Raw genomic sequence first — 17,735 nt, 5'->3', positions numbered from 1 at the left:
TTCTCAGCGCTGCCCCGAGGTTGGCGTGATCTGGGCGGGGTGGTGCTTGAGCTGCTTCTTGTCTTGCTTGACAACCTTTTTCCGGTCGTGATGGTCGAGCTTGATACTGGGATTGGGGGCCGGGGCGGGTGCGCCCTTGCTGGTTGCGACCGGTGAAATACCCGGTGCGGGAGCGGCGTTCGCCATCGCGATCCCGCTGCCGAAAAGTCCAGCCACGCCGACGCCGGTAGCGATCGCAGAGGCGCACAGAATTCGTTTGGCGTCCATAGGAACTACTCCTTTGCTCATTGCAGATGTGTTTTCGTCCTACGCCCCGACGTTAACCGGCAAAACCGTTGTCCTACTGAATCGTCGTTGTGGACGGGCTGATAACAAGTAGGGGAAATGCGTACGGGTCGTTGTGATTTCGCTGCCAGCCGACGATAGCGACGTCGCTGTGCAGTGAGGTGACGTATCCTGGCGCCTCGACCGGTTAGGCGGACTGGCCGGGTGTTTCGACGATGACGGTGGTGGCCTTGACCACGGCCACCGCGACGCTGCCGGGCTCCAGCTCCAACTCGCGAGCGGCCTCGGCGCTCATCAGGGATACGACCGTAAAGGGTCCGCATTGCATCTCGACCCGGGCCATCACCTTGTCGGTCTCCACTTTGGTGACCAAGCCGACGAAGCGGTTGCGTGCCGAGCTGCCGACGCCGAGCGGGTTTGGCGGCTGTAGCGGCGCGTTGGTCCGTGCGAATTCCGCCAAGACGTCGCCGGCGATCACCTTGCGGCCGGATTGGTCGTGGCTGACCGACAGGGTGCCCTGGTCGATCCACCGCCGAACGGTGTCGTCGCTGACCCCCAGCAACTCGGCGGCCTCACGGATCCGCATCGTCGGCACGAACCGATCCTATCCTGTGTAATCGCTGGCGACGGCGCTTACGTACGCGTGTGCGGAGATGGGCACGTCGCTATAACCGCAGATCGGGCCCACCCGGGGGAGCGGCTGGCATGGCACGCCAAGCCCAAACCGACCACTTACTACACACGGTAGTAGACGGGTCGGCTGGTTCCATCAACCCGCATCCGGCCGCCGAGCGCCCCGAAATCGCCCGGGTCCACGCTGTCGAACCCGGTGCGACCCGCCGCGCGACACGCGCGACACGCCGTGACGTGCGTAATTGTTCGATTTCCGGGTTATCAGCACCGTTTGAGGCCGTCCCGGCCGGCCTGCCCCGATCGGTGCCAGGCCGGGGCGACGCCTCAAAACCGCTGCTAGACAGTTGGATCCGGAACCCGCTCAGGCAGTGGTAGCTCGTCGAGACGATGCCCGGCCAAGCCGTCGCGCATCCTGCCGAACCACCGCCACACCACCCCGCACGCTGGGCCTTTGTAGCTCTAACCAGGGGGGCGGGTTAGATTTCGTCTGGCACCGTGAGTACGGTCGTCTCCGCTGGCTGGAGTACCCGGCTGAGATAAACCAAAGATCGATGAGACGGAGGAATCGTGGCCCTTCCCCAGTTGACCGACGAGCAGCGCGCGGCCGCGTTGGAGAAGGCTGCTGCCGCGCGTCGAGCGCGTGCCGAGCTCAAGGACCGGCTCAAGCGCGGCGGCACCAACCTGAAGCAGGTGCTCAAGGACGCTGAGACCGACGAGGTTTTGGGCAAGATGAAGGTATCTGCGCTGCTCGAGGCGTTGCCGAAGGTGGGCAAGGTCAAGGCGCAGGAAATCATGACCGAGCTCGAAATCGCACCGACCCGCCGTCTGCGTGGGCTCGGCGATCGTCAGCGCAAGGCACTGCTGGAAAAGTTCGACTTCTCCTAACCCGACGACGATGCAGGCCGGAGGGCCTGAGCGCCAGTCGGGCAAGTTAGTTGAGGGGAGTCGGTGAGCGCCGACGGAGGACCGGACGGCGAGCGCGACGAACGGTTGCGGCCGCAAGCCGCAGGACGTGTTGTCGTGTTGTCCGGTCCCTCCGCGGTCGGCAAATCGACGTTGGTCCGGTGCCTGCGTGAGCGCATCCCCGACTTGCATTTCAGCGTGTCGGCGACGACTCGGGCGCCCAGGCCGGGCGAGGTCGACGGCGTCGACTACCACTTCGTGACCGCGGCGCAATTTCAGCAGTTGATCGACGAGGGCGCGCTGCTGGAGTGGGCCGACATCCATGGCGGGCTACACCGGTCCGGCACATTGGCCCAGCCGGTGCGGGAGGCCACCGCATCCGGCTATCCGGTGCTCATCGAGGTGGATCTGGCCGGGGCGCGCGCGGTCAAGCAGGCGCTGCCGGAGGCGATCAGTGTCTTTTTGGCGCCGCCGAGCTGGGAGGTGCTGGAGGCCAGATTGGTCGGTCGCGGCACCGAGACCGCCGAGGTAATCCAACGTCGGCTTGCCACTGCCCGGACCGAAATGGCAGCTCAGGGTGATTTCGACGAGATCGTGGTGAACAGTCGATTGGAAACTGCCTGCTCGGAGTTGGTATCCTTGCTGGTGGGCACCGCGCCGGATACGGCGTGATCCGCCATCTAGAGCCGATTCACCACACAGATTGTCCGCCGCTCTACGCCGCCAGGAGAAAGACTTACGTGAGCACTCCGCAATCCGACGCGCAACTTGCCGCCGTCTCCACCATGGATCAACTGGATCCGGCATCCGGCGCGGTCGGCTATGACACCCCGCTGGGCATCACCAACCCACCCATCGACGAGCTGCTGGACCGGGTGTCGAGCAAGTACGCGCTGGTGATCTACGCGGCCAAGCGCGCTCGGCAGATCAACGACTACTACAACCAGCTCGGGGAAGGCATCCTCGAGTATGTCGGGCCGCTGGTCGAGCCGGGGCTGCAGGAAAAGCCGTTGTCGATCGCGCTGCGCGAGATCCACGCCGACCTGCTTGAGCACACCGAAGGCGAATAAGACGGTCAGGCGCCACGGCATGATCGAAGAGCGGGAGTGATGGACCGCAAACGGATCGTCGTCGGCGTGTCGGGCGGCATCGCCGCCTACAAGGCGTGCACCGTGGTGCGCCAGCTCACCGAAGCCGGCCACCAGGTCCGGGTCATCCCCACGGAATCCGCCCTTCGCTTCGTCGGGGCCGCGACCTTCGAGGCGCTCTCCGGCCAGCCGGTACATACCGGCGTCTTCGACGATGTCCCGGCGGTGCCGCACGTCGCAATCGGCCAGCAGGCCGACTTGGTCGTCGTCGCACCCGCCACCGCCGACCTGCTGGCCCGGGCCGTCGCCGGCCGGGCCGACGACCTGCTCACCGCGACCCTGCTCACCGCGCGGTGTCCGGTCCTGTTCGCGCCCGCCATGCACACCGAGATGTGGCTCCATCCGGCCACCGTCGACAACGTCGCGGTGCTGCGCCGTCGCGGGGCAGTGGTGCTGGAACCTGCATCCGGTCGGCTCACCGGCGCCGACAGCGGCGCCGGCCGGCTGCCCGAGGCCGAGGAGATCACCACACTGGTCCAGTTGCTCCTGGAGCGGCACGACGCGCTGCCCTACGACATGGCCGGCTGCCGGCTGCTGGTGACCGCCGGCGGCACCCGTGAGCCGATCGATCCGGTGCGCTTCATCGGCAACCGCAGCTCGGGAAAGCAGGGCTATGCGCTGGCGCGGGTGGCCGCCCAGCGCGGCGCCGAGGTGACGCTGATCGCCGGACACACCGCCGGGCTGATCGACCCCGCCGGTGTCGACGTGGTGCACGTCAGCTCGGCGCAACAGCTGCGTGACGCGGTCTCCAAGCACGCGCCCGACGCCCACGTGCTGGCGATGGCCGCGGCCGTCGCCGACTTCCGTCCGTCGCAGGTTGCGACCGCCAAGATCAAAAAAGGCGCCGAGGCGCCCCCGGTCATCGAGCTCGTCCGCAACGATGACGTGCTGGCCACCGCTGTGCGGTCCCGCGCCGACGGCCAACTGCCCAACATGCGGGCCATCGTCGGGTTCGCCGCCGAGACCGGTGACGAGAACGGCGACGTGTTGTTCCACGCCCGGGCTAAGTTGCGCCGCAAGGGCTGCGACCTGCTGGTGGTCAACGCCGTCGGCGAGGGTAAGGCCTTCGAGGTGGACAGTAACGACGGGTGGCTGCTGAGCTCCGACGGCACGGAGACCGCCCTGCAGCACGGCTCCAAGACACTGATGGCCAGTCGTATCGTGGACGCAATCGCCACCTTTCTGCAGGGCGGCAACGGGTAGGCGCGTTATCGTGTGACGCCCGCCCCGGCAGGTCGGGCGACGGACATGGCGATATACTTCGCCTAACTAACATTTTGTTGAGAACGGGAAGGATCTGGGTGTGAGCGAAAAGGGTCGGCTGTTCACCAGCGAGTCGGTCACCGAGGGCCATCCCGACAAAATCTGTGACGCGATCAGCGACTCGGTGCTCGACGCGCTGCTGGCCGACGATCCGAGGTCGCGGGTGGCGGTCGAGACGCTGGTCACCACCGGCCAGGTGCACGTGGTCGGGGAGGTGACGACGACGGCGAAGGAAGCGTTCGCCGAGATCACCAACACCGTGCGCAGCCGCATCCTCGACATCGGATACGACTCGTCGGACAAGGGCTTCGACGGGACCACCTGCGGTGTCAACATCGGCATCGGCGCCCAGTCGCCCGACATCGCCCAGGGCGTCGACACCGCCCATGAGACCCGCGTCGAGGGCGCGGGTGACCCGCTGGACGCGCAGGGCGCCGGCGACCAGGGCCTGATGTTCGGCTATGCGATCAAAGACACCCCCGAGTACATGCCGCTGCCGATCGCGTTGGCGCACCGGCTGTCGCGCCGGCTCACCGAGGTCCGCAAGAACGGCGTGCTCGACTACCTGCGGCCGGACGGCAAGACGCAGGTCACCGTCCAGTACGACGGCGCCATCCCGGTGCGGCTGGACACCGTGGTGCTGTCCACCCAGCACGCCGACGGCATCGACCTGGAAGCCACTCTCACCCCCGACATCCGGGAGAAGGTCGTCAACACGGTCCTGTCCGACCTTGGGCACGACACCATGGACACCTCGGACTACCGGCTGCTGATCAACCCGACCGGCAAGTTCGTGCTCGGCGGACCGATGGGCGATGCCGGGCTGACCGGCCGCAAGATCATCGTCGACACCTACGGCGGGTGGGCCCGCCACGGCGGCGGCGCATTCTCGGGCAAGGACCCGTCGAAGGTGGACCGTTCGGCGGCCTACGCGATGCGCTGGGTGGCCAAGAACGTGGTCGCTGCCGGCCTGGCCGAGCGGGCGGAGGTGCAGGTCGCCTACGCGATCGGCAAGGCCGCCCCGGTGGGGTTGTTCGTCGAGACGTTCGGCACCGAGGCCGTCGACCCGGTCAAGATCGAGAAGGCCATCGGCGAGGTGTTCGACCTGCGGCCCGGCGCGATCATCCGCGACCTGGACCTGCTGCGGCCGATCTACGCCCAGACCGCCGCCTACGGCCACTTCGGCCGCACCGACGTCGAGTTGCCGTGGGAGCAACTCAACAAGGTCGACGACCTCAAGCGCGCCGTCTAGTCTCCCTGGCGCCTTCCCGCCGCCTTTCCCGCCGCCTTTCCCGCCGCCTTTCCCGCCGAGCGTGAACGTAAGTTCACTCTCGGCGGTCAACGTGAACGCAGCTTCACTCTCGGCGGTCTAGGCGCTGAACCGGTAGTCGTCGAGGTCGAAACGACGGCTGCGCCAATAGGCCTCGACCGTCGTCGTGGGCCGCAGCGGCACGTCGCCGTTCTTGTCGAAGTAGTAGCTGTTGGCCTGCCGGCAACTCTCCTGCCAGAACACTTGGCGGTGCCGGCGGCGCATCATCTCGGCGAAGTACCGGTCGTTGGCCTGCTCGGTGACCTCGACTCGTGACGCGCCATCGCTATGCGCCCGCTTCAGGCAGCGCACGATGTGGTGTGTCTGCGCTTCGATCAAAGCGAAATACGATGACCCGACATACCCGTAGGGACCGAACACACTGAACAGGTTCGGGAAGCCGGGAATGCTGACCCCTTCGTAGGCCTGCAACCGCTGCTCGTCCCAAAACTGGCTCAGCGAGCGGCCTTTGGTGCCGGTGACCGCGAACGTCGGCACGCTGTCGGTGTCCATCACCTTGAAACCGGTCGCCAGCACCAGCACGTCGATCTCGTGGCTGTCGCCGTCTGCGGTGGCCACCGCCGACGGCGTGATCTTGTCGATCGGCTCGGTCACCAGCCGGACGTTGTCGCGGTTGAACGTCGACAGATAGCTGTTGTGGAAGCCGGGCCGTTTGCAGCCCACGGCATAACGCGGGGTGAGCTGGTCGCGTACCTGCGGATCCTTGACCTGTTGGCGCAGATAGGTCCGCCCGGCTCGTTCCATCCACCGCGCCATCGGGAACACCGTGAAGTACTGCGCCGGGATCGGGAACGTCGCCTCGACATAGGCCTGGCTGGCCCACCGCTGGGCCGCTTTGCCGCCCGGCACCCGCATCGCCCAGCGCGCCAGCCGCGGCAGTGGCACGTCGAACTTCGGGAAGCACCAGATCGGTGTGCGCTGAAAAACGGTGAGCTGCTTGACGATCGGCGCGATCTCGGGAATCACCTGAACGGCTGATGCGCCGGTGCCGATGATGCCGACCCGCTTACCGCTCAAGTCCTGCTGGTGGTCCCAGCGCGCGGTATGCATCGTGATGCCGTCGAAGGAGTCGACGCCGTCGATGTCCGGCAGTTTGGGCACCGTGAGCACACCGCTGGCGTTGATCAAGAACCGCGCGGTGATCACCCCGCCGGGATCGGTGTGCACCTGCCACAGCGTCTGCTCGTCGTCGAAGTCCGCGGCCAACACCTTGGTGTTGAATCGGATCTTGGGCCGAATGCGGTATTTGTCGGCGCAGTGTTCGGCGTAGGCTTTCAGTTCCTTGCCCGGTGCATAAGTCCGCGACCAGTCGGGCCGCTGCTCGAACGAAAACTGGTAGGAAAACGACGGAATATCCACGGCGATACCGGGATACGTGTTCCAGTGCCAGGTGCCACCGACGCCGTCGCCGGCTTCGATCACCAGGTAGTCACCGAGTCCGGCTTCGTCGAGTTTGATGGCGGCGCCGATCCCGGAGAATCCGGCGCCGACGACAAGGGTGTGGTAGTCGGGCTGCGTACTCGTCGTCATACCCGCCTCGCCCGTCGCTGCGCACCCCATGCCGTGGTCATGCAGCAACTCTATGAGCTATGCCGCCGGTCCGGAATGGACCTGCGCGATCAACTCACGCTTGGTCGAGCAACACAAAGTGAGCGCCCTGGTCGTCCACCTGCGCGTCCAACACCTTGTCGTCCAAAAACTCGGCGACTTTCGGTTCAAGGAACACCCGGGCGCCGTCGCCCTCCACGACCTGATCGCCGTCACCCGGCCCCTCTGTTGCGCTGAGCTGCAAGGCGTTCTGTTCATCCGCGCTCGACGCGATCCGCAGCCCGGCATCCTCGGGGGCGTTTGGTGCGGCGGTCACGGCCTTGACGACCTCAGCGGCCGCGGGCGTCAGTACCAGCATGAATCGGCTCCTGTTCGACGTTCGTGTCACGGAAGCCGCCCACTGTAGTGGCGGATAGATGCGCTCGCATCGGTCCAGGCCAGGACGGGCAATGCGCTACCCGTGCAACGCGTTCTTCAGCGCGGCCAGCCCACGGTTGGTCGCCTCGGCCGCGGCGGGGACGAACAGCGCGAAGCTGACGAAGCCGTGCACCAGCGTCGGCTCGTTGCTCAGCTCGGTGGGCACACCGGCGGCCGTGAGCAACTCTGCGTAGCGGGCGCCGTCGTCGCGCAGCGGATCGTGCTCGGCGGTGCTGATGTACGCCGGCGCCAGACCGGACAAATCGGCGGCGTTGGCCGGCACCAACGTGGCGGGCAAGCCAGTCGGGTCGCTGAGGTCGACGTCGGGTACATACCACTGCAAGAAGGCGTCGATGACGTCGCGGTCCAGGATCGGCGCATCGGCATTTTCGGTGAACGACGGCAGCGACAGGTCGCCGATCAGCGACGGGTACCACAGCAGCTGGAACGCCAACGCCGGACCGCCGTGGTCGCGGGCCAGCTGCGCCATCACCGCCGACAGGTTCCCGCCGGCGGAGTCGCCGGCCACGGCGATCCGCTTCGGGTCACCGCCCAGCTCGCCGGCATGCTCACCGACCCACTGCAGGGCCGCCCAGCAGTCGTCGACCCCGGCCGGGAACGGGTGCTCGGGCGCGAGCCGGTAGTCGACCGACACCACGACGGCCTCGGCGCCCACGGCATGCGCGCGGGCGACCCCGTCGTGGGTGTTCAGGTCGCCGATCGACCACCCGCCGCCGTGGTAGAAGACGACGACGGGCAAATCGGTGTGCTCGGCGACCGGCGGCCAGTAAATGCGCACCGGGACGCCTGCCCCGATTGTGCGTTCCTCGATTCGCAACTGCGGCAACATCTTCGGGGGCGCCTGCAGCTGGCGAAGCTTTGCCCGCGCGACCTCCACACCGTCGGCGGCGGTGAACGTCAGCGATACCGCGTCCAGCAGCGCCTTGAGGGCGGGGTCGATCTCGAGGCGGGCGGTCATCTGTGGAGCTCTTTCCGCAGCGCGGTCAGTCCGCGGTCGGTGGCCTCGGTAGCGGCGGGCACCACCCCGGCGTAGCCGACATACCCGTGTACCAGTGTCGCGGCGTTATGCACCTCGACAGAGACCCCGGCCGCGTCGAGCAGCTCACCGTAGCGCAGCCCGTCGTCGCGCAGCGGGTCGTGTCCGGCGACGGCGATGTACGCCGGTGCCAAGTCCGCCAGGTTCTTCGCCCGCCCCGGCGCCATCCCCGCCGGCGGTTCGCGCAGGTCGACTTCGCCTGCGTACCAACGAGAGAACGTGGCGACGGCGTCGCGGTCCAGGACCGGCGCCGCGGCGTTTTCGGTGAACGACGGCAACGACGAATCCCACAGCGTGGACGGATACCACAACAGCTGAAAGGCGATCGGCGGGCCGCCGTTGTCGCGAGCGCGCTGTGCGATCACCGCAGCGATCGTGCCGCCCGCAGAATCCCCGGCTACTGCCAACCGGGTGGCGTCGGCACCAAGCTCGTCGCCGTGCTCGGCGACCCATTGTGTTGCGGCCCAAGCGTCGTCGATAGCAGCGGGATAGGGATGCTCGGGTGCCAGCCGGTAGTCCACCGACACCACCACCGCGTCGGCGCCGACAGCGTGCTGGCGGCAGGTGCCGTCGTGGGTGTCCAGGTCGCCGACGACGAAGCCGCCCCCGTGGAAATACATCAGCACCGGCGATACGGCATCCGTTGGGGGCCAATAGATTCTGACGTTAATCGGCCCGCCCGGGCCGTCGATCGTGCGGTTGTCGACGCGCAGCTTCGGATGCACCGAACGCCGCGGCAGGTCGCGCATCCGTTTCCGGGCCGCCTCGAGCCCGTCGTCGAGCGATAACCGGAACGGCACCTTATCCAGTACCTTCAGCAGAATGGGGTCGATGGCGGAACCGGTGTCGTCGGACATGCAGACACCGTACGCACCGCGGTTAGTGAGCGGCGGCTGGGTGCTTGCCGGCTGGGCAGCGATCGGTTACGGGCTATTTCTGACCATGACGGCGCTTCGTTCGCTGCCGGGCGACGAACTGACCGGGCGGTTCGCGGGCCAGCCGATATTCAAAGCGTCGATGGCGCTGCTGCTGGCCGGCGCGGCGGTTGTGCATCCGATCATCCGCGAGCGCCGCTGGCTGATGGCGGCGCTGGTGTTCTCGGCGATCGGCGATGTGCTGCTGGCCATCCCGTGGTGGACGCTGTCGTTCGTGCTGGGGCTCGGGTCGTTCCTGCTGGCGCATCTGTGTTATCTGGGTGCGCTGGTCCCGCTGGCGGCCCGATCCCGTCCCCGTCTGCTGGCCGTCGCGGCGACGTGCGCGGCGTGCGTGGCGCTGCTGGTGTGGTTCTGGCCGGGGCTGGCTCGGGAAAACCTCACGCTGCCGGTGGTCGTCTACATCGTGGTGCTGGGCGCGATGGTCTGTGCTGCGCTGCTGGCGCGGTTGCCCACGGCCTGGACTGCGGTGGGCGCGGTGTGCTTTGCCGTATCGGACGCGCTGATCGGCATCGGCCGGTTCGTGCTGGGCAACGAAGCGTTGGCGGTGCCGGTCTGGTGGACCTACGCGGCGGCGCAGATCTTGATCACGGCCGGATTCTTCTTCGGCCGGGCTCCCGCGAGCGTGCGCAAACCCGGGGATTAGCGCGGCGTGTCGGCCGGGGACACGCACGCTCGCGGGGGGAGGCGGCAGCCCGCCGAGCATGAGCCGATCGCCCGGGTGCTGCCCCTGTTGTCGGTGCCGCATCTGGACCGCGAATTCGACTACCTGGTAGCCGCAGACCAGTCCGACGACGCACACCCCGGGGTACGGGTGCGGGTGCGATTCCACGGCCGACTGGTCGACGGATTTGTCTTGGAACGCCGCACCGACACCGATCACGTCGGCAAGCTGGCCTGGCTGGACCGCGTCGTCTCGCCCGAAGTGGTGCTCACCGGGGAGACCCGTCGACTCGTCGACGCCGTCGCGGCACGCTACGCCGGCACCCGCGCCGACGTGCTTCGGCTGGCGATCCCGGCGCGACACGCCCGGGTGGAACGCGAAACCGTCACGCCGCCAAGCCAACCCGTGGTCAAGCCGGTCGATCCGGCCGGCTGGCAGGGCTACGGTCGCGGCGGCCAGTTTTTGACGGCGCTGGCCGAGTCGCGGGCTGCGCGCGCGGTCTGGCAGGCGCTGCCCGGTGAGCGCTGGACCGACCGATTCGCCGAGGCGGCCGCGCAGACCGTGCACACCGGGCGGGGAGTGTTGGCGGTGGTGCCCGATCAGCGCGACGTGGACGAACTGTGGCAGTCGGCGATGGCGCGGCTCGACGCGGCCATGGTCGTGGCGTTGTCGGCCGGACTGGGCCCCGCCGCCCGCTATCGCCGCTGGCTGGCGGCGCTGCGCGGCAACGCGCGACTGGTCATCGGCACCCGCAGCGCGGTGTTCGCGCCGGTGACCGACCTGGGTCTGATCATGGTGTGGGACGACGGCGACGACACCCTGGCCGAACCGCGAGCTCCGTATCCGCACGCTCGCGAGGTGGCGATGCTGCGTGCGCATCAGACCCGCTGCGCGGCGCTGATCGGCGGCTACGCCCGTACCGCCGAAGCGCACGCGCTGGTGCGCAGCGGGTGGGCCCACGATGTCGTCGCGGCCCGGCCGGTAGTGCGGGTTCGCACTCCGCGGGTGGTCGCACTCGAGGACGGCGGCTACGCCGACGAACGCGACCCGGCGGCGCGCAGCGCGCGGTTGCCCTCGGTTGCTTTGCGGGCCGCGCGGTCCGCGTTGGACGCCGACGCGCCGGTACTGGTCCAGGTGCCGCGCCGGGGGTATGTGCCGTCGCTGGCGTGCGGACGGTGTCGCGCGATCGCGCGATGCCGGCACTGCACCGGCCCGCTGTCGCTGCCCGATACCGGTGCCGCGGTCTGCCGCTGGTGCGGTCGCGTCGACGCTTCGCTGCGATGCCCGCGTTGCGGCTCGAATGCGGTGCGGGCCGTGGTCGTCGGCGCTCGGCGCACCGCCGAGGAGCTCGGCCGGGCGTTTCCCCAGACGACGGTGATCACCTCCGGTGGTGAGGCGGTGGTGTCGGAAGTCGCCGACCGCGCGGCCCTGGTGGTGGCCACCCCGGGCGCCGAACCGCGAGCAGCCGGCGGCTACGGTGCGGCGCTGCTACTGGACAGCTGGGCGCTGCTGGGCCGGCAGGATCTGCGCGCGGCCGAGGACACGCTGCGGCGCTGGCTGGCCGCCGCGGCGCTGGTGCGTGCCCGCGGCGACGGCGGGGTCGTGGCGGTTGTCGCCGAATCGGCGATCCCGACGGTGCAGTCGCTCATCCGGTGGGATCCGGTCGGGCACGCCGAAGTCGAGTCCGCCGCCCGCGCCGAGGTGGGCCTGCCGCCCAGTGTGCACATCGCTGCGCTCGACGGCAGCACCGCCGCGGTCGCTGCGCTGTTGGACCACACCCAACTGCCGGAGGGCGCCGAGCTGCTTGGCCCGGTGGATCTGCCGTCGGGCGCGCGCCGCCCGGCGGGCACCGCCGCGGATCTGCCGGTGGCCCGGATGTTGGTGCGGGTGCCCCGTGAGCAGGGTTTGGCGCTGGCAGCGGCGCTGCGACGGGCCGTCGCGATGCTCAGCGCCCGACAAGATCACGAGCCGGTGCGGGTGCAGGTTGACCCCTTGCATATCGGCTGAGCGGATCCACGGGCTCAACTGGGTACTCGCTACCCAGGTATGTGCGAGTATCGCCACCAGATAAGGAGCCGGTATGTCACTGAACGTCACGCAGAAGTTGATCGACTCCCACCTCGTATCGGGTGAGATGACGCCGGGCGAAGAGATCGCCATCCATATCGATCAGACGTTGACCCAGGACGCCACCGGCACGCTGGTGATGCAGGAACTCGAGGCACTGGATCTCGATCGGGCGCGTACCGAGGTCAGCGTCCAATACGTCGACCACAATCTGCTGCAGACCGACGAGAAGAATGCCGAAGATCACGAGTATCTGCGCACCGCCGCGCAGCGGTTCGGGCTGTGGTTCTCCAAGCCCGGCAACGGCGTCTCGCATCCAACACATATGCAGCGGTTCGGGATTCCGGGCAAGACAATGGTGGGGTCGGATTCCCACACGCCGGCTGCAGGTTCGCTGGGCATGCTGGCGATCGGGGTGGGCGGGCTGGAGGTCGCGTTGGCGATCACCGGCCGACCGCTGCACATCCGCATGCCCGAAGTGTGGGGTATCCGGCTGGAAGGTGAACTCCCGGAATGGTGTTCGGCCAAAGACGTCATCCTGGAGATGCTGCGCCGACATGACGTCAAGGGCGGGGTGAACCGGATCATCGAATACCACGGGCCGGGGCTGGCCAGTCTGACGGCCATGGACCGCCACGTGATTGCCAACATGGGTGCCGAACTCGGCGCCACCACAACAGTTTTCCCCAGCGACGACGCCGTCCGCGAGTTCTTGCGCGCAGAAGAGCGCGAGGATGACTGGGTAGAGCTGCTCGCCGACGACGACGCCGGCTACGACGTCGAGGACAGCATCGACTTGTCAAAGATCGAACCGCTGATCGCCAAACCCTCGTCACCGGGCAACGTGGTGCCGGTGCGCGAGGTCGCCGGCGAGGAGATTGCGCAGGTGGTCATCGGCTCGAGCGCCAACCCCGGGCTGCGCGATTTCGCGATCGCCGCCGCAATGGTGGCCGGACGCCAAACAGCGCCGCAAGTCAGCTTCGACGTCAACCCGACGTCGCGGCAGATCCTGGCCGATTTGACGAAAATGGGCGCGACGGCCGAGCTGGTGATCGGCGGGGCGCGTATCCACCAGAGCGGATGCATGGGGTGCATCGGCATGGGTCAAGCGCCGGCCGTCGGCCGTAACTCGCTGCGCACGATGCCGCGCAACTTCCCCGGTCGTTCGGGGACGAAGGAGGATTCGGTCTGGCTGTGCTCGCCGGAGACCGCCGCTGCGTCCGCGTTGACCGGTGTCATCACCGACCCGCGGGACTGGGCGCGCGAGGTGAAGATGGACTACCCCAAACTCGATCTGCCCGAGCAGAGTTCGGTCAACACCGCGATGTTGGTGGAACCATTGCCCGAGGACGAAGCCCAAAAGGTCGAACCGGTGAAAGGGCCCAATATTTCCAGCCTCCCGGAACTGTCGCCGCTACCTGACGAAATCGAGGCCCCGGTTCTGCTCAAGGTCGACGACAACATCTCCACCGACGAAATCTCCCCGGCTGGCGCGCGGGCACTGCCGTTTCGCTCCAATATCCCCAAACTGGCGATGTTCAGTTTCACCCAGATCGACGAGTCCTATCCGGAGCGGGCCCAGGAGGCCGGCGAGGACGGGCATATCGTGGTCGGCGGCGAGAATTACGGTCAGGGTTCGTCCCGGGAGCACGCCGCGATCGCCCCGCGTTATCTGGGTCTGCGGGCCGTCATCGCGAAGTCGTTCGCACGCATCCATTGGCAAAACCTCGCCAACTACGGTGTGCTGGCACTCGAGTTCGACAACGCCGACGACTACGACGCGATCGACCAGGACGACACCTTGCGCCTCAAAGATGTCCGCGACGCCCTGGCCGACGGCGACACCATCGAGGTGAACAACGTCACCAAGGACAAGTCTTTCACTGTGCGGCATCGACTTTCGCCGCGGCAGGTCAAAGATGTGTTGGCGGGCGGGCTGATTCCACGCTTGGCGGAAGAAGAACAATGACGCTGGCCCCGCCACTGCGTTGAGTCTGCGCTGACCAAGTGGGCTACTCGCACTTCTGCCCGGTAGCCGCAGAGTCAACGCCAATAGGATGGGCCAATGCGCCTCGTTTTCGCCGGCACCCCCGAACCCGCCTTGCCCGCACTGTGCCGGCTCATCGACTCGCCCCACCACGAGGTGGTCGCGGTGCTCACCCGGCCCGATGCCGCGTCGGGCCGGCGGGGCCATCTGCAACCGTCACCGGTGGCCCGGCTGGCGCTCGAGCGCAGCATTCCGGTACTGCGGCCGGCGCGGCCGAACAGCCCCGAGTTCGTCGCGGAGTTGGCGCAGTTGGCGCCGGACTGCTGCCCGGTGGTGGCCTACGGCGCGCTGCTGCGTGACGAGTTGCTGGCGGTGCCGCCACACGGCTGGGTCAATCTGCACTTTTCGCTGCTGCCCGCCTGGCGCGGCGCCGCCCCGGTGCAGGCCGCCCTGGCGGCGGGCGACCCGATCACCGGCGCGACCACGTTCCAGATCGAGCCCAGCCTGGATTCCGGACCGGTCTACGGCGTTGTCACCGAGACGATCCAGCCGGGCGACACCGCCGGAGATCTGCTTGACCGGTTGGCCGTTTCGGGAGCCGCTCTGCTGGAGACGACGCTGGACGGCATCGCCGACGGGGCGCTGACACCGGTGCCGCAATCACAAGACGGGGTCAGCGTCGCACCCAAGATCACTGTCGACGACGCGCGGGTGCGCTGGGATCTGCCGGCCCAGGTCGTCGAGCGTCGCATCCGCGCCGTCACACCCCATCCCGGCGCGTGGACGCTGATCGGCGACGTGCGGGTCAAGCTCGGACCGGTCCGCGTCGACGCCGCGGCATCAAATACCCTGCAGCCCGGGAAGATTCAAGTCAGTCGCCACATGGTGCAGGTCGGCACCGGCTCGCAGCCGGTGCAGCTCGGTGAAATCCAGCCGCCGGGAAAGAAGTTCATGAATGCCGTCGACTGGGCACGCGGCGCCCGGCTGGACTCCGCGGCGCACGCCTCATGACGCCGGACAAGCCGCGCCGCAGCCAACCAGGCCGGCGACCGTCCCGGCCCCGGCCACCCCGGCGCCGGCCGCTGGACCCCGCCCGGCGGGCCGCGTTCGACGTGCTGCGCGCCGTCACCGAGCGCGACGCCTACCCCAACCTGGCGTTGCCAGCGCTGCTGCGTGAACGTCAGATCACTGGGCGTGACGCCGCTTTCGCCACCGAACTCACCTACGGCACCAGCCGCACCCGCGGTCTGCTCGACGCGATCATCGGCGCGGCGGCCGGACGGTCACCCGACGCGATCGACCCGGTGCTGCTCGACCTGCTGCGGCTCGGCACGTACCAGCTGCTGCGCACCAGGGTCGAAGCGCACGCCGCGGTGTCCACCACCGTCGAGCAGGCGGCGATCGAATTCGACTCGGCGCGTGCGGGTTTCGTCAACGGTGTGCTGAGAACCGTCAGCACCCGCGACGAGCGGTCCTGGGTCGAGGAGCTGGCGCCCGACCCGGCGACCGATCCCGTCGGGCATGCCGCCTTGGTCCATGCCCACCCGCGCTGGATCGCCCAGGCGTTTGCCGACGCGTTGGGCGCGGCCGCCGGCGAGCTCGACGCCGTGTTGGCCAGCGACGACGAGCGCCCGCAGGTGCATTTGGCGGCGCGGCCTGGGAGTCTGACGGCCGCCGAGCTGGCCGACGCGGTGGACGGCACCGTCGGCCGGTATTCGCCGTATGCGGTGTACCTGCCGGCCGGTGACCCAGGGGAGTTGCCCGCGGTGCGTGACGGCCAAGCGCTGGTGCAAGACGAAGGCAGCCAGTTGGTGGCCCGCGCGTTGACGTTGGCACCGGTGGCCGACGACACCGGCCGCTGGTTGGACCTGTGCGCGGGGCCCGGCGGCAAGACCGCGCTGCTGGCCGCGGTGGGCGCCGGCCGCGGGGCCCGGGTCACTGCGGTCGAGCCCGCGGCGCACCGTGCCGACCTGGTAGCGGCGAACACCCGCGGTCTACCAGTCGACGTGCTGCAGGCTGACGGGCGCGAAACCGGCCTGGACCCGGGCTTCGACCGGGTGCTGGTCGACGTGCCCTGTACCGGGCTGGGCGCGCTGCGCCGCCGACCCGAGTCCCGCTGGCGGCGTCAGCCCAGCGACATTCCGGCGCTGACGCGGCTGCAACGTGAATTGCTCACGGCGGCAATCGGATTGACCCGGCCCGGCGGGGTGGTGCTGTATGCCACCTGCTCTCCGCACCTGTCCGAGACCGTCGGTGTCGTCGCCGATGCGCTGCGCCGTCAGCCGGTGCACGCGCTGGACACCAGGCCGTTGTTCGAGCCGGTCGACGAGCTGGGGGAGGGGCCCTATGTTCAGCTGTGGCCGCACCGACACGGCACCGACGCCATGTTCGCCGCCGCCCTGCAAGTAGACCCCCAGTAGGCTCATCCCCATGTCCGCCAACACCGATCGACCCCTGATCGCGCCGTCGATCCTGGCCGCCGATTTCGCCCGCCTTGCCGACGAAGCCGCTGTGGTCGCCGGCGCCGACTGGCTGCATGTCGACGTGATGGACGCGCATTTCGTGCCGAACCTGACCATCGGCCTGCCGGTGGTGGAAAGCCTCCTGCAAGCCAGCGACATCCCGATGGATTGCCATTTGATGATCGAGAACCCCGACCGGTGGGCACCGCCCTACGCCGAGGCCGGCGCCCACAACGTCACCTTCCATGCGGAGGCCACCGACAACCCCGTCGGCGTGGCCCGCGACATCCGGGCCGCCGGCGCCAAGGCAGGGTTGAGCATCAAACCCGGCACCCCGTTGGAGCCGTATCTGGAGATCCTCAAAGACTTCGACACCTTCCTGGTGATGTCGGTTGAACCTGGCTTCGGTGGCCAGGAGTTCATCCCCGAGGTGTTGAGCAAAGTGCGCACCGTGCGCAAAATGGTCGACTCCGGTGAACTGACCATCCTGGTGGAGATCGACGGCGGCATCAATGCCGACACCATCGAGCAGGCCGCCGAGGCCGGCGTCGACTGCTTCGTCGCCGGATCAGCCGTCTACAACGCCGACGACCCGGGTGAGGCGGTCGAGGCGCTGCGGCGACGGGCCGGCGCCGCGTCACCGCATCTGCGCCGATGAGTACCGCGGCGGCCATCGACCACGAAGCCGCCATGCGCCTCGCGGTCGACCATGCTGACCTGGTCAAGGGCGCCACCTATCCGAACCCGCCGGTCGGCGCGGTGATCCTGGACCGTGAGGGCCGGGTCGTCGGAGTGGGCGGCACCGGCCCGACGGGCAGCGCGCACGCCGAGGTCGTGGCGCTGCGGCGGGCCGGCAGTCTGGCTGCCGGCGGTACGGCGGTGGTCACCCTGGAGCCGTGCAATCACCACGGCAAAACGCCGCCGTGTGTGGACGCACTGCTCGACGCCGGTATCGCGTCGGTGGTGTATGCGGTCGCGGACCCGAATCCGATCGCGGCCGGCGGTGCGGCGCGGCTGTCGGCGGCCGGCGTGCACGTCG

18 protein-coding genes are annotated in these 17,735 nt (G+C 68.3%); 12 read left to right on the top strand and 6 right to left on the bottom strand.

The features are described 5' to 3' along the window. Nucleotides 1–3: 3 nt before the first annotated feature. A complete protein-coding gene (locus tag A5707_RS08190) occupies nucleotides 4–267 on the bottom strand; it encodes a hypothetical protein (RefSeq protein ID WP_065014002.1) in 264 nt (87 codons plus the stop codon). Between the two features lie 205 nt (nucleotides 268–472). Then, nucleotides 473–880 (bottom strand): TOBE domain-containing protein, encoded by a 408-nt coding sequence (locus tag A5707_RS08185; protein WP_156657689.1) that lies wholly within the window; start codon nucleotides 878–880, stop codon nucleotides 473–475. Nucleotides 881–1,485: 605 nt separating this feature from the next. Between A5707_RS08185 and mihF the strand changes: the two genes are divergently transcribed. The 5 genes from mihF (at nucleotide 1,486) to metK (ending at nucleotide 5,484) form a co-directional block, all read left to right on the top strand. Beyond that, complete coding sequence (gene mihF / locus A5707_RS08180) at nucleotides 1,486–1,803, top strand: integration host factor, actinobacterial type (protein ID WP_003932123.1); 318 nt, start codon at nucleotides 1,486–1,488, stop codon at nucleotides 1,801–1,803. 63 nt (nucleotides 1,804–1,866) lie between these two features. Further along, nucleotides 1,867–2,493: a guanylate kinase gene (gmk, locus tag A5707_RS08175; protein WP_082969342.1), complete on the top strand. Its 627-nt coding sequence runs from the start codon at nucleotides 1,867–1,869 to the stop codon at nucleotides 2,491–2,493. Nucleotides 2,494–2,561: 68 nt separating this feature from the next. Continuing rightward, nucleotides 2,562–2,891: a DNA-directed RNA polymerase subunit omega gene (gene rpoZ, locus A5707_RS08170; RefSeq protein ID WP_065014000.1), complete on the top strand. Its 330-nt coding sequence runs from the start codon at nucleotides 2,562–2,564 to the stop codon at nucleotides 2,889–2,891. Nucleotides 2,892–2,930: 39 nt separating this feature from the next. Further along, the gene (gene coaBC, locus A5707_RS08165; protein ID WP_065013999.1) at nucleotides 2,931–4,172 is read left to right on the top strand and encodes a bifunctional phosphopantothenoylcysteine decarboxylase/phosphopantothenate--cysteine ligase CoaBC; all 1,242 of its coding nucleotides are present in this window, start codon (nucleotides 2,931–2,933) and stop codon (nucleotides 4,170–4,172) included. 100 nt (nucleotides 4,173–4,272) lie between these two features. Next, nucleotides 4,273–5,484, top strand: a complete 1,212-nt coding sequence (gene metK / locus A5707_RS08160) for a methionine adenosyltransferase (protein WP_065013998.1) — start codon at nucleotides 4,273–4,275, stop codon at nucleotides 5,482–5,484. Nucleotides 5,485–5,601: 117 nt separating this feature from the next. Here the strand turns inward: metK and A5707_RS08155 are convergent, their stop codons facing one another. The 4 genes from A5707_RS08155 to A5707_RS08140 all read right to left on the bottom strand — a co-directional run bounded on the left by A5707_RS08155 (nucleotide 5,602) and on the right by A5707_RS08140 (nucleotide 9,441). Continuing rightward, nucleotides 5,602–7,092, bottom strand: coding sequence for a flavin-containing monooxygenase (locus tag A5707_RS08155; RefSeq protein WP_065013997.1), 1,491 nt, complete (start codon nucleotides 7,090–7,092; stop codon nucleotides 5,602–5,604). Between the two features lie 94 nt (nucleotides 7,093–7,186). Further along, the gene (locus tag A5707_RS08150; RefSeq protein ID WP_065013996.1) at nucleotides 7,187–7,468 is read right to left on the bottom strand and encodes a hypothetical protein; all 282 of its coding nucleotides are present in this window, start codon (nucleotides 7,466–7,468) and stop codon (nucleotides 7,187–7,189) included. A 96-nt stretch (nucleotides 7,469–7,564) separates the two neighbouring features. Further along, complete coding sequence (locus tag A5707_RS08145) at nucleotides 7,565–8,506, bottom strand: alpha/beta hydrolase (RefSeq protein ID WP_082969341.1); 942 nt, start codon at nucleotides 8,504–8,506, stop codon at nucleotides 7,565–7,567. After that, a complete protein-coding gene (locus tag A5707_RS08140) occupies nucleotides 8,503–9,441 on the bottom strand; it encodes an alpha/beta hydrolase (RefSeq protein ID WP_065013995.1) in 939 nt (312 codons plus the stop codon). The genes A5707_RS08145 and A5707_RS08140 overlap by 4 nt, the downstream gene beginning before the upstream one ends. On the opposite strand from A5707_RS08140, the gene A5707_RS08135 reads away from it, so the two are divergent. The 7 genes from A5707_RS08135 to A5707_RS08105 form a co-directional block, all read left to right on the top strand. Then, nucleotides 9,440–10,162: a lysoplasmalogenase gene (locus A5707_RS08135; RefSeq protein ID WP_065013994.1), complete on the top strand. Its 723-nt coding sequence runs from the start codon at nucleotides 9,440–9,442 to the stop codon at nucleotides 10,160–10,162. The two genes, A5707_RS08140 and A5707_RS08135, sit on opposite strands and share 2 nt — an antisense overlap. A gap of 6 nt (nucleotides 10,163–10,168) precedes the next feature. Continuing rightward, complete coding sequence (locus A5707_RS08130) at nucleotides 10,169–12,187, top strand: primosomal protein N' (protein ID WP_197495288.1); 2,019 nt, start codon at nucleotides 10,169–10,171, stop codon at nucleotides 12,185–12,187. 73 nt (nucleotides 12,188–12,260) lie between these two features. Then, nucleotides 12,261–14,216, top strand: coding sequence for an aconitate hydratase (locus A5707_RS08125; RefSeq protein ID WP_065013993.1), 1,956 nt, complete (start codon nucleotides 12,261–12,263; stop codon nucleotides 14,214–14,216). 96 nt (nucleotides 14,217–14,312) lie between these two features. Continuing rightward, nucleotides 14,313–15,245 (top strand): methionyl-tRNA formyltransferase, encoded by a 933-nt coding sequence (fmt, locus tag A5707_RS08120; protein WP_065013992.1) that lies wholly within the window; start codon nucleotides 14,313–14,315, stop codon nucleotides 15,243–15,245. Continuing rightward, the gene (locus A5707_RS08115; protein WP_065013991.1) at nucleotides 15,242–16,654 is read left to right on the top strand and encodes an RsmB/NOP family class I SAM-dependent RNA methyltransferase; all 1,413 of its coding nucleotides are present in this window, start codon (nucleotides 15,242–15,244) and stop codon (nucleotides 16,652–16,654) included. The genes fmt and A5707_RS08115 overlap by 4 nt, the downstream gene beginning before the upstream one ends. Nucleotides 16,655–16,664: 10 nt before the next feature. Next, the gene (rpe, locus tag A5707_RS08110; protein ID WP_065013990.1) at nucleotides 16,665–17,354 is read left to right on the top strand and encodes a ribulose-phosphate 3-epimerase; all 690 of its coding nucleotides are present in this window, start codon (nucleotides 16,665–16,667) and stop codon (nucleotides 17,352–17,354) included. Beyond that, a partial coding sequence (locus tag A5707_RS08105) for a deaminase (protein ID WP_197495287.1) occupies nucleotides 17,351–17,735 on the top strand: 385 nt, incomplete at its 3' end. The genes rpe and A5707_RS08105, both read left to right, overlap by 4 nt.

Origin of the sequence: Mycobacterium kyorinense (assembly GCF_001672775.1) — a bacterium.
GTDB lineage: Bacteria > Actinomycetota > Actinomycetes > Mycobacteriales > Mycobacteriaceae > Mycobacterium > Mycobacterium kyorinense_A.
Note: the sequence above shows the minus strand (reverse complement) of the source record. Positions and strands in the feature narration are given on the sequence as shown.

Coding starts and splice junctions, on each gene's coding strand:
- A5707_RS08115 (WP_065013991.1), top strand. CDS start 15,242: ATGACGCCGGACAAGCCGCGCCGCAGCCAACCAGGCCGGCGACCGTCC.
- A5707_RS08150 (WP_065013996.1), bottom strand. CDS start 7,468: ATGCTGGTACTGACGCCCGCGGCCGCTGAGGTCGTCAAGGCCGTGACC.
- A5707_RS08190 (WP_065014002.1), bottom strand. CDS start 267: ATGGACGCCAAACGAATTCTGTGCGCCTCTGCGATCGCTACCGGCGTC.
- fmt (WP_065013992.1), top strand. CDS start 14,313: ATGCGCCTCGTTTTCGCCGGCACCCCCGAACCCGCCTTGCCCGCACTG.
- A5707_RS08125 (WP_065013993.1), top strand. CDS start 12,261: ATGTCACTGAACGTCACGCAGAAGTTGATCGACTCCCACCTCGTATCG.
- coaBC (WP_065013999.1), top strand. CDS start 2,931: ATGGACCGCAAACGGATCGTCGTCGGCGTGTCGGGCGGCATCGCCGCC.
- rpe (WP_065013990.1), top strand. CDS start 16,665: ATGTCCGCCAACACCGATCGACCCCTGATCGCGCCGTCGATCCTGGCC.
- A5707_RS08135 (WP_065013994.1), top strand. CDS start 9,440: ATGCAGACACCGTACGCACCGCGGTTAGTGAGCGGCGGCTGGGTGCTT.
- A5707_RS08140 (WP_065013995.1), bottom strand. CDS start 9,441: ATGTCCGACGACACCGGTTCCGCCATCGACCCCATTCTGCTGAAGGTA.
- A5707_RS08145 (WP_082969341.1), bottom strand. CDS start 8,506: ATGACCGCCCGCCTCGAGATCGACCCCGCCCTCAAGGCGCTGCTGGAC.
- A5707_RS08155 (WP_065013997.1), bottom strand. CDS start 7,092: ATGACGACGAGTACGCAGCCCGACTACCACACCCTTGTCGTCGGCGCC.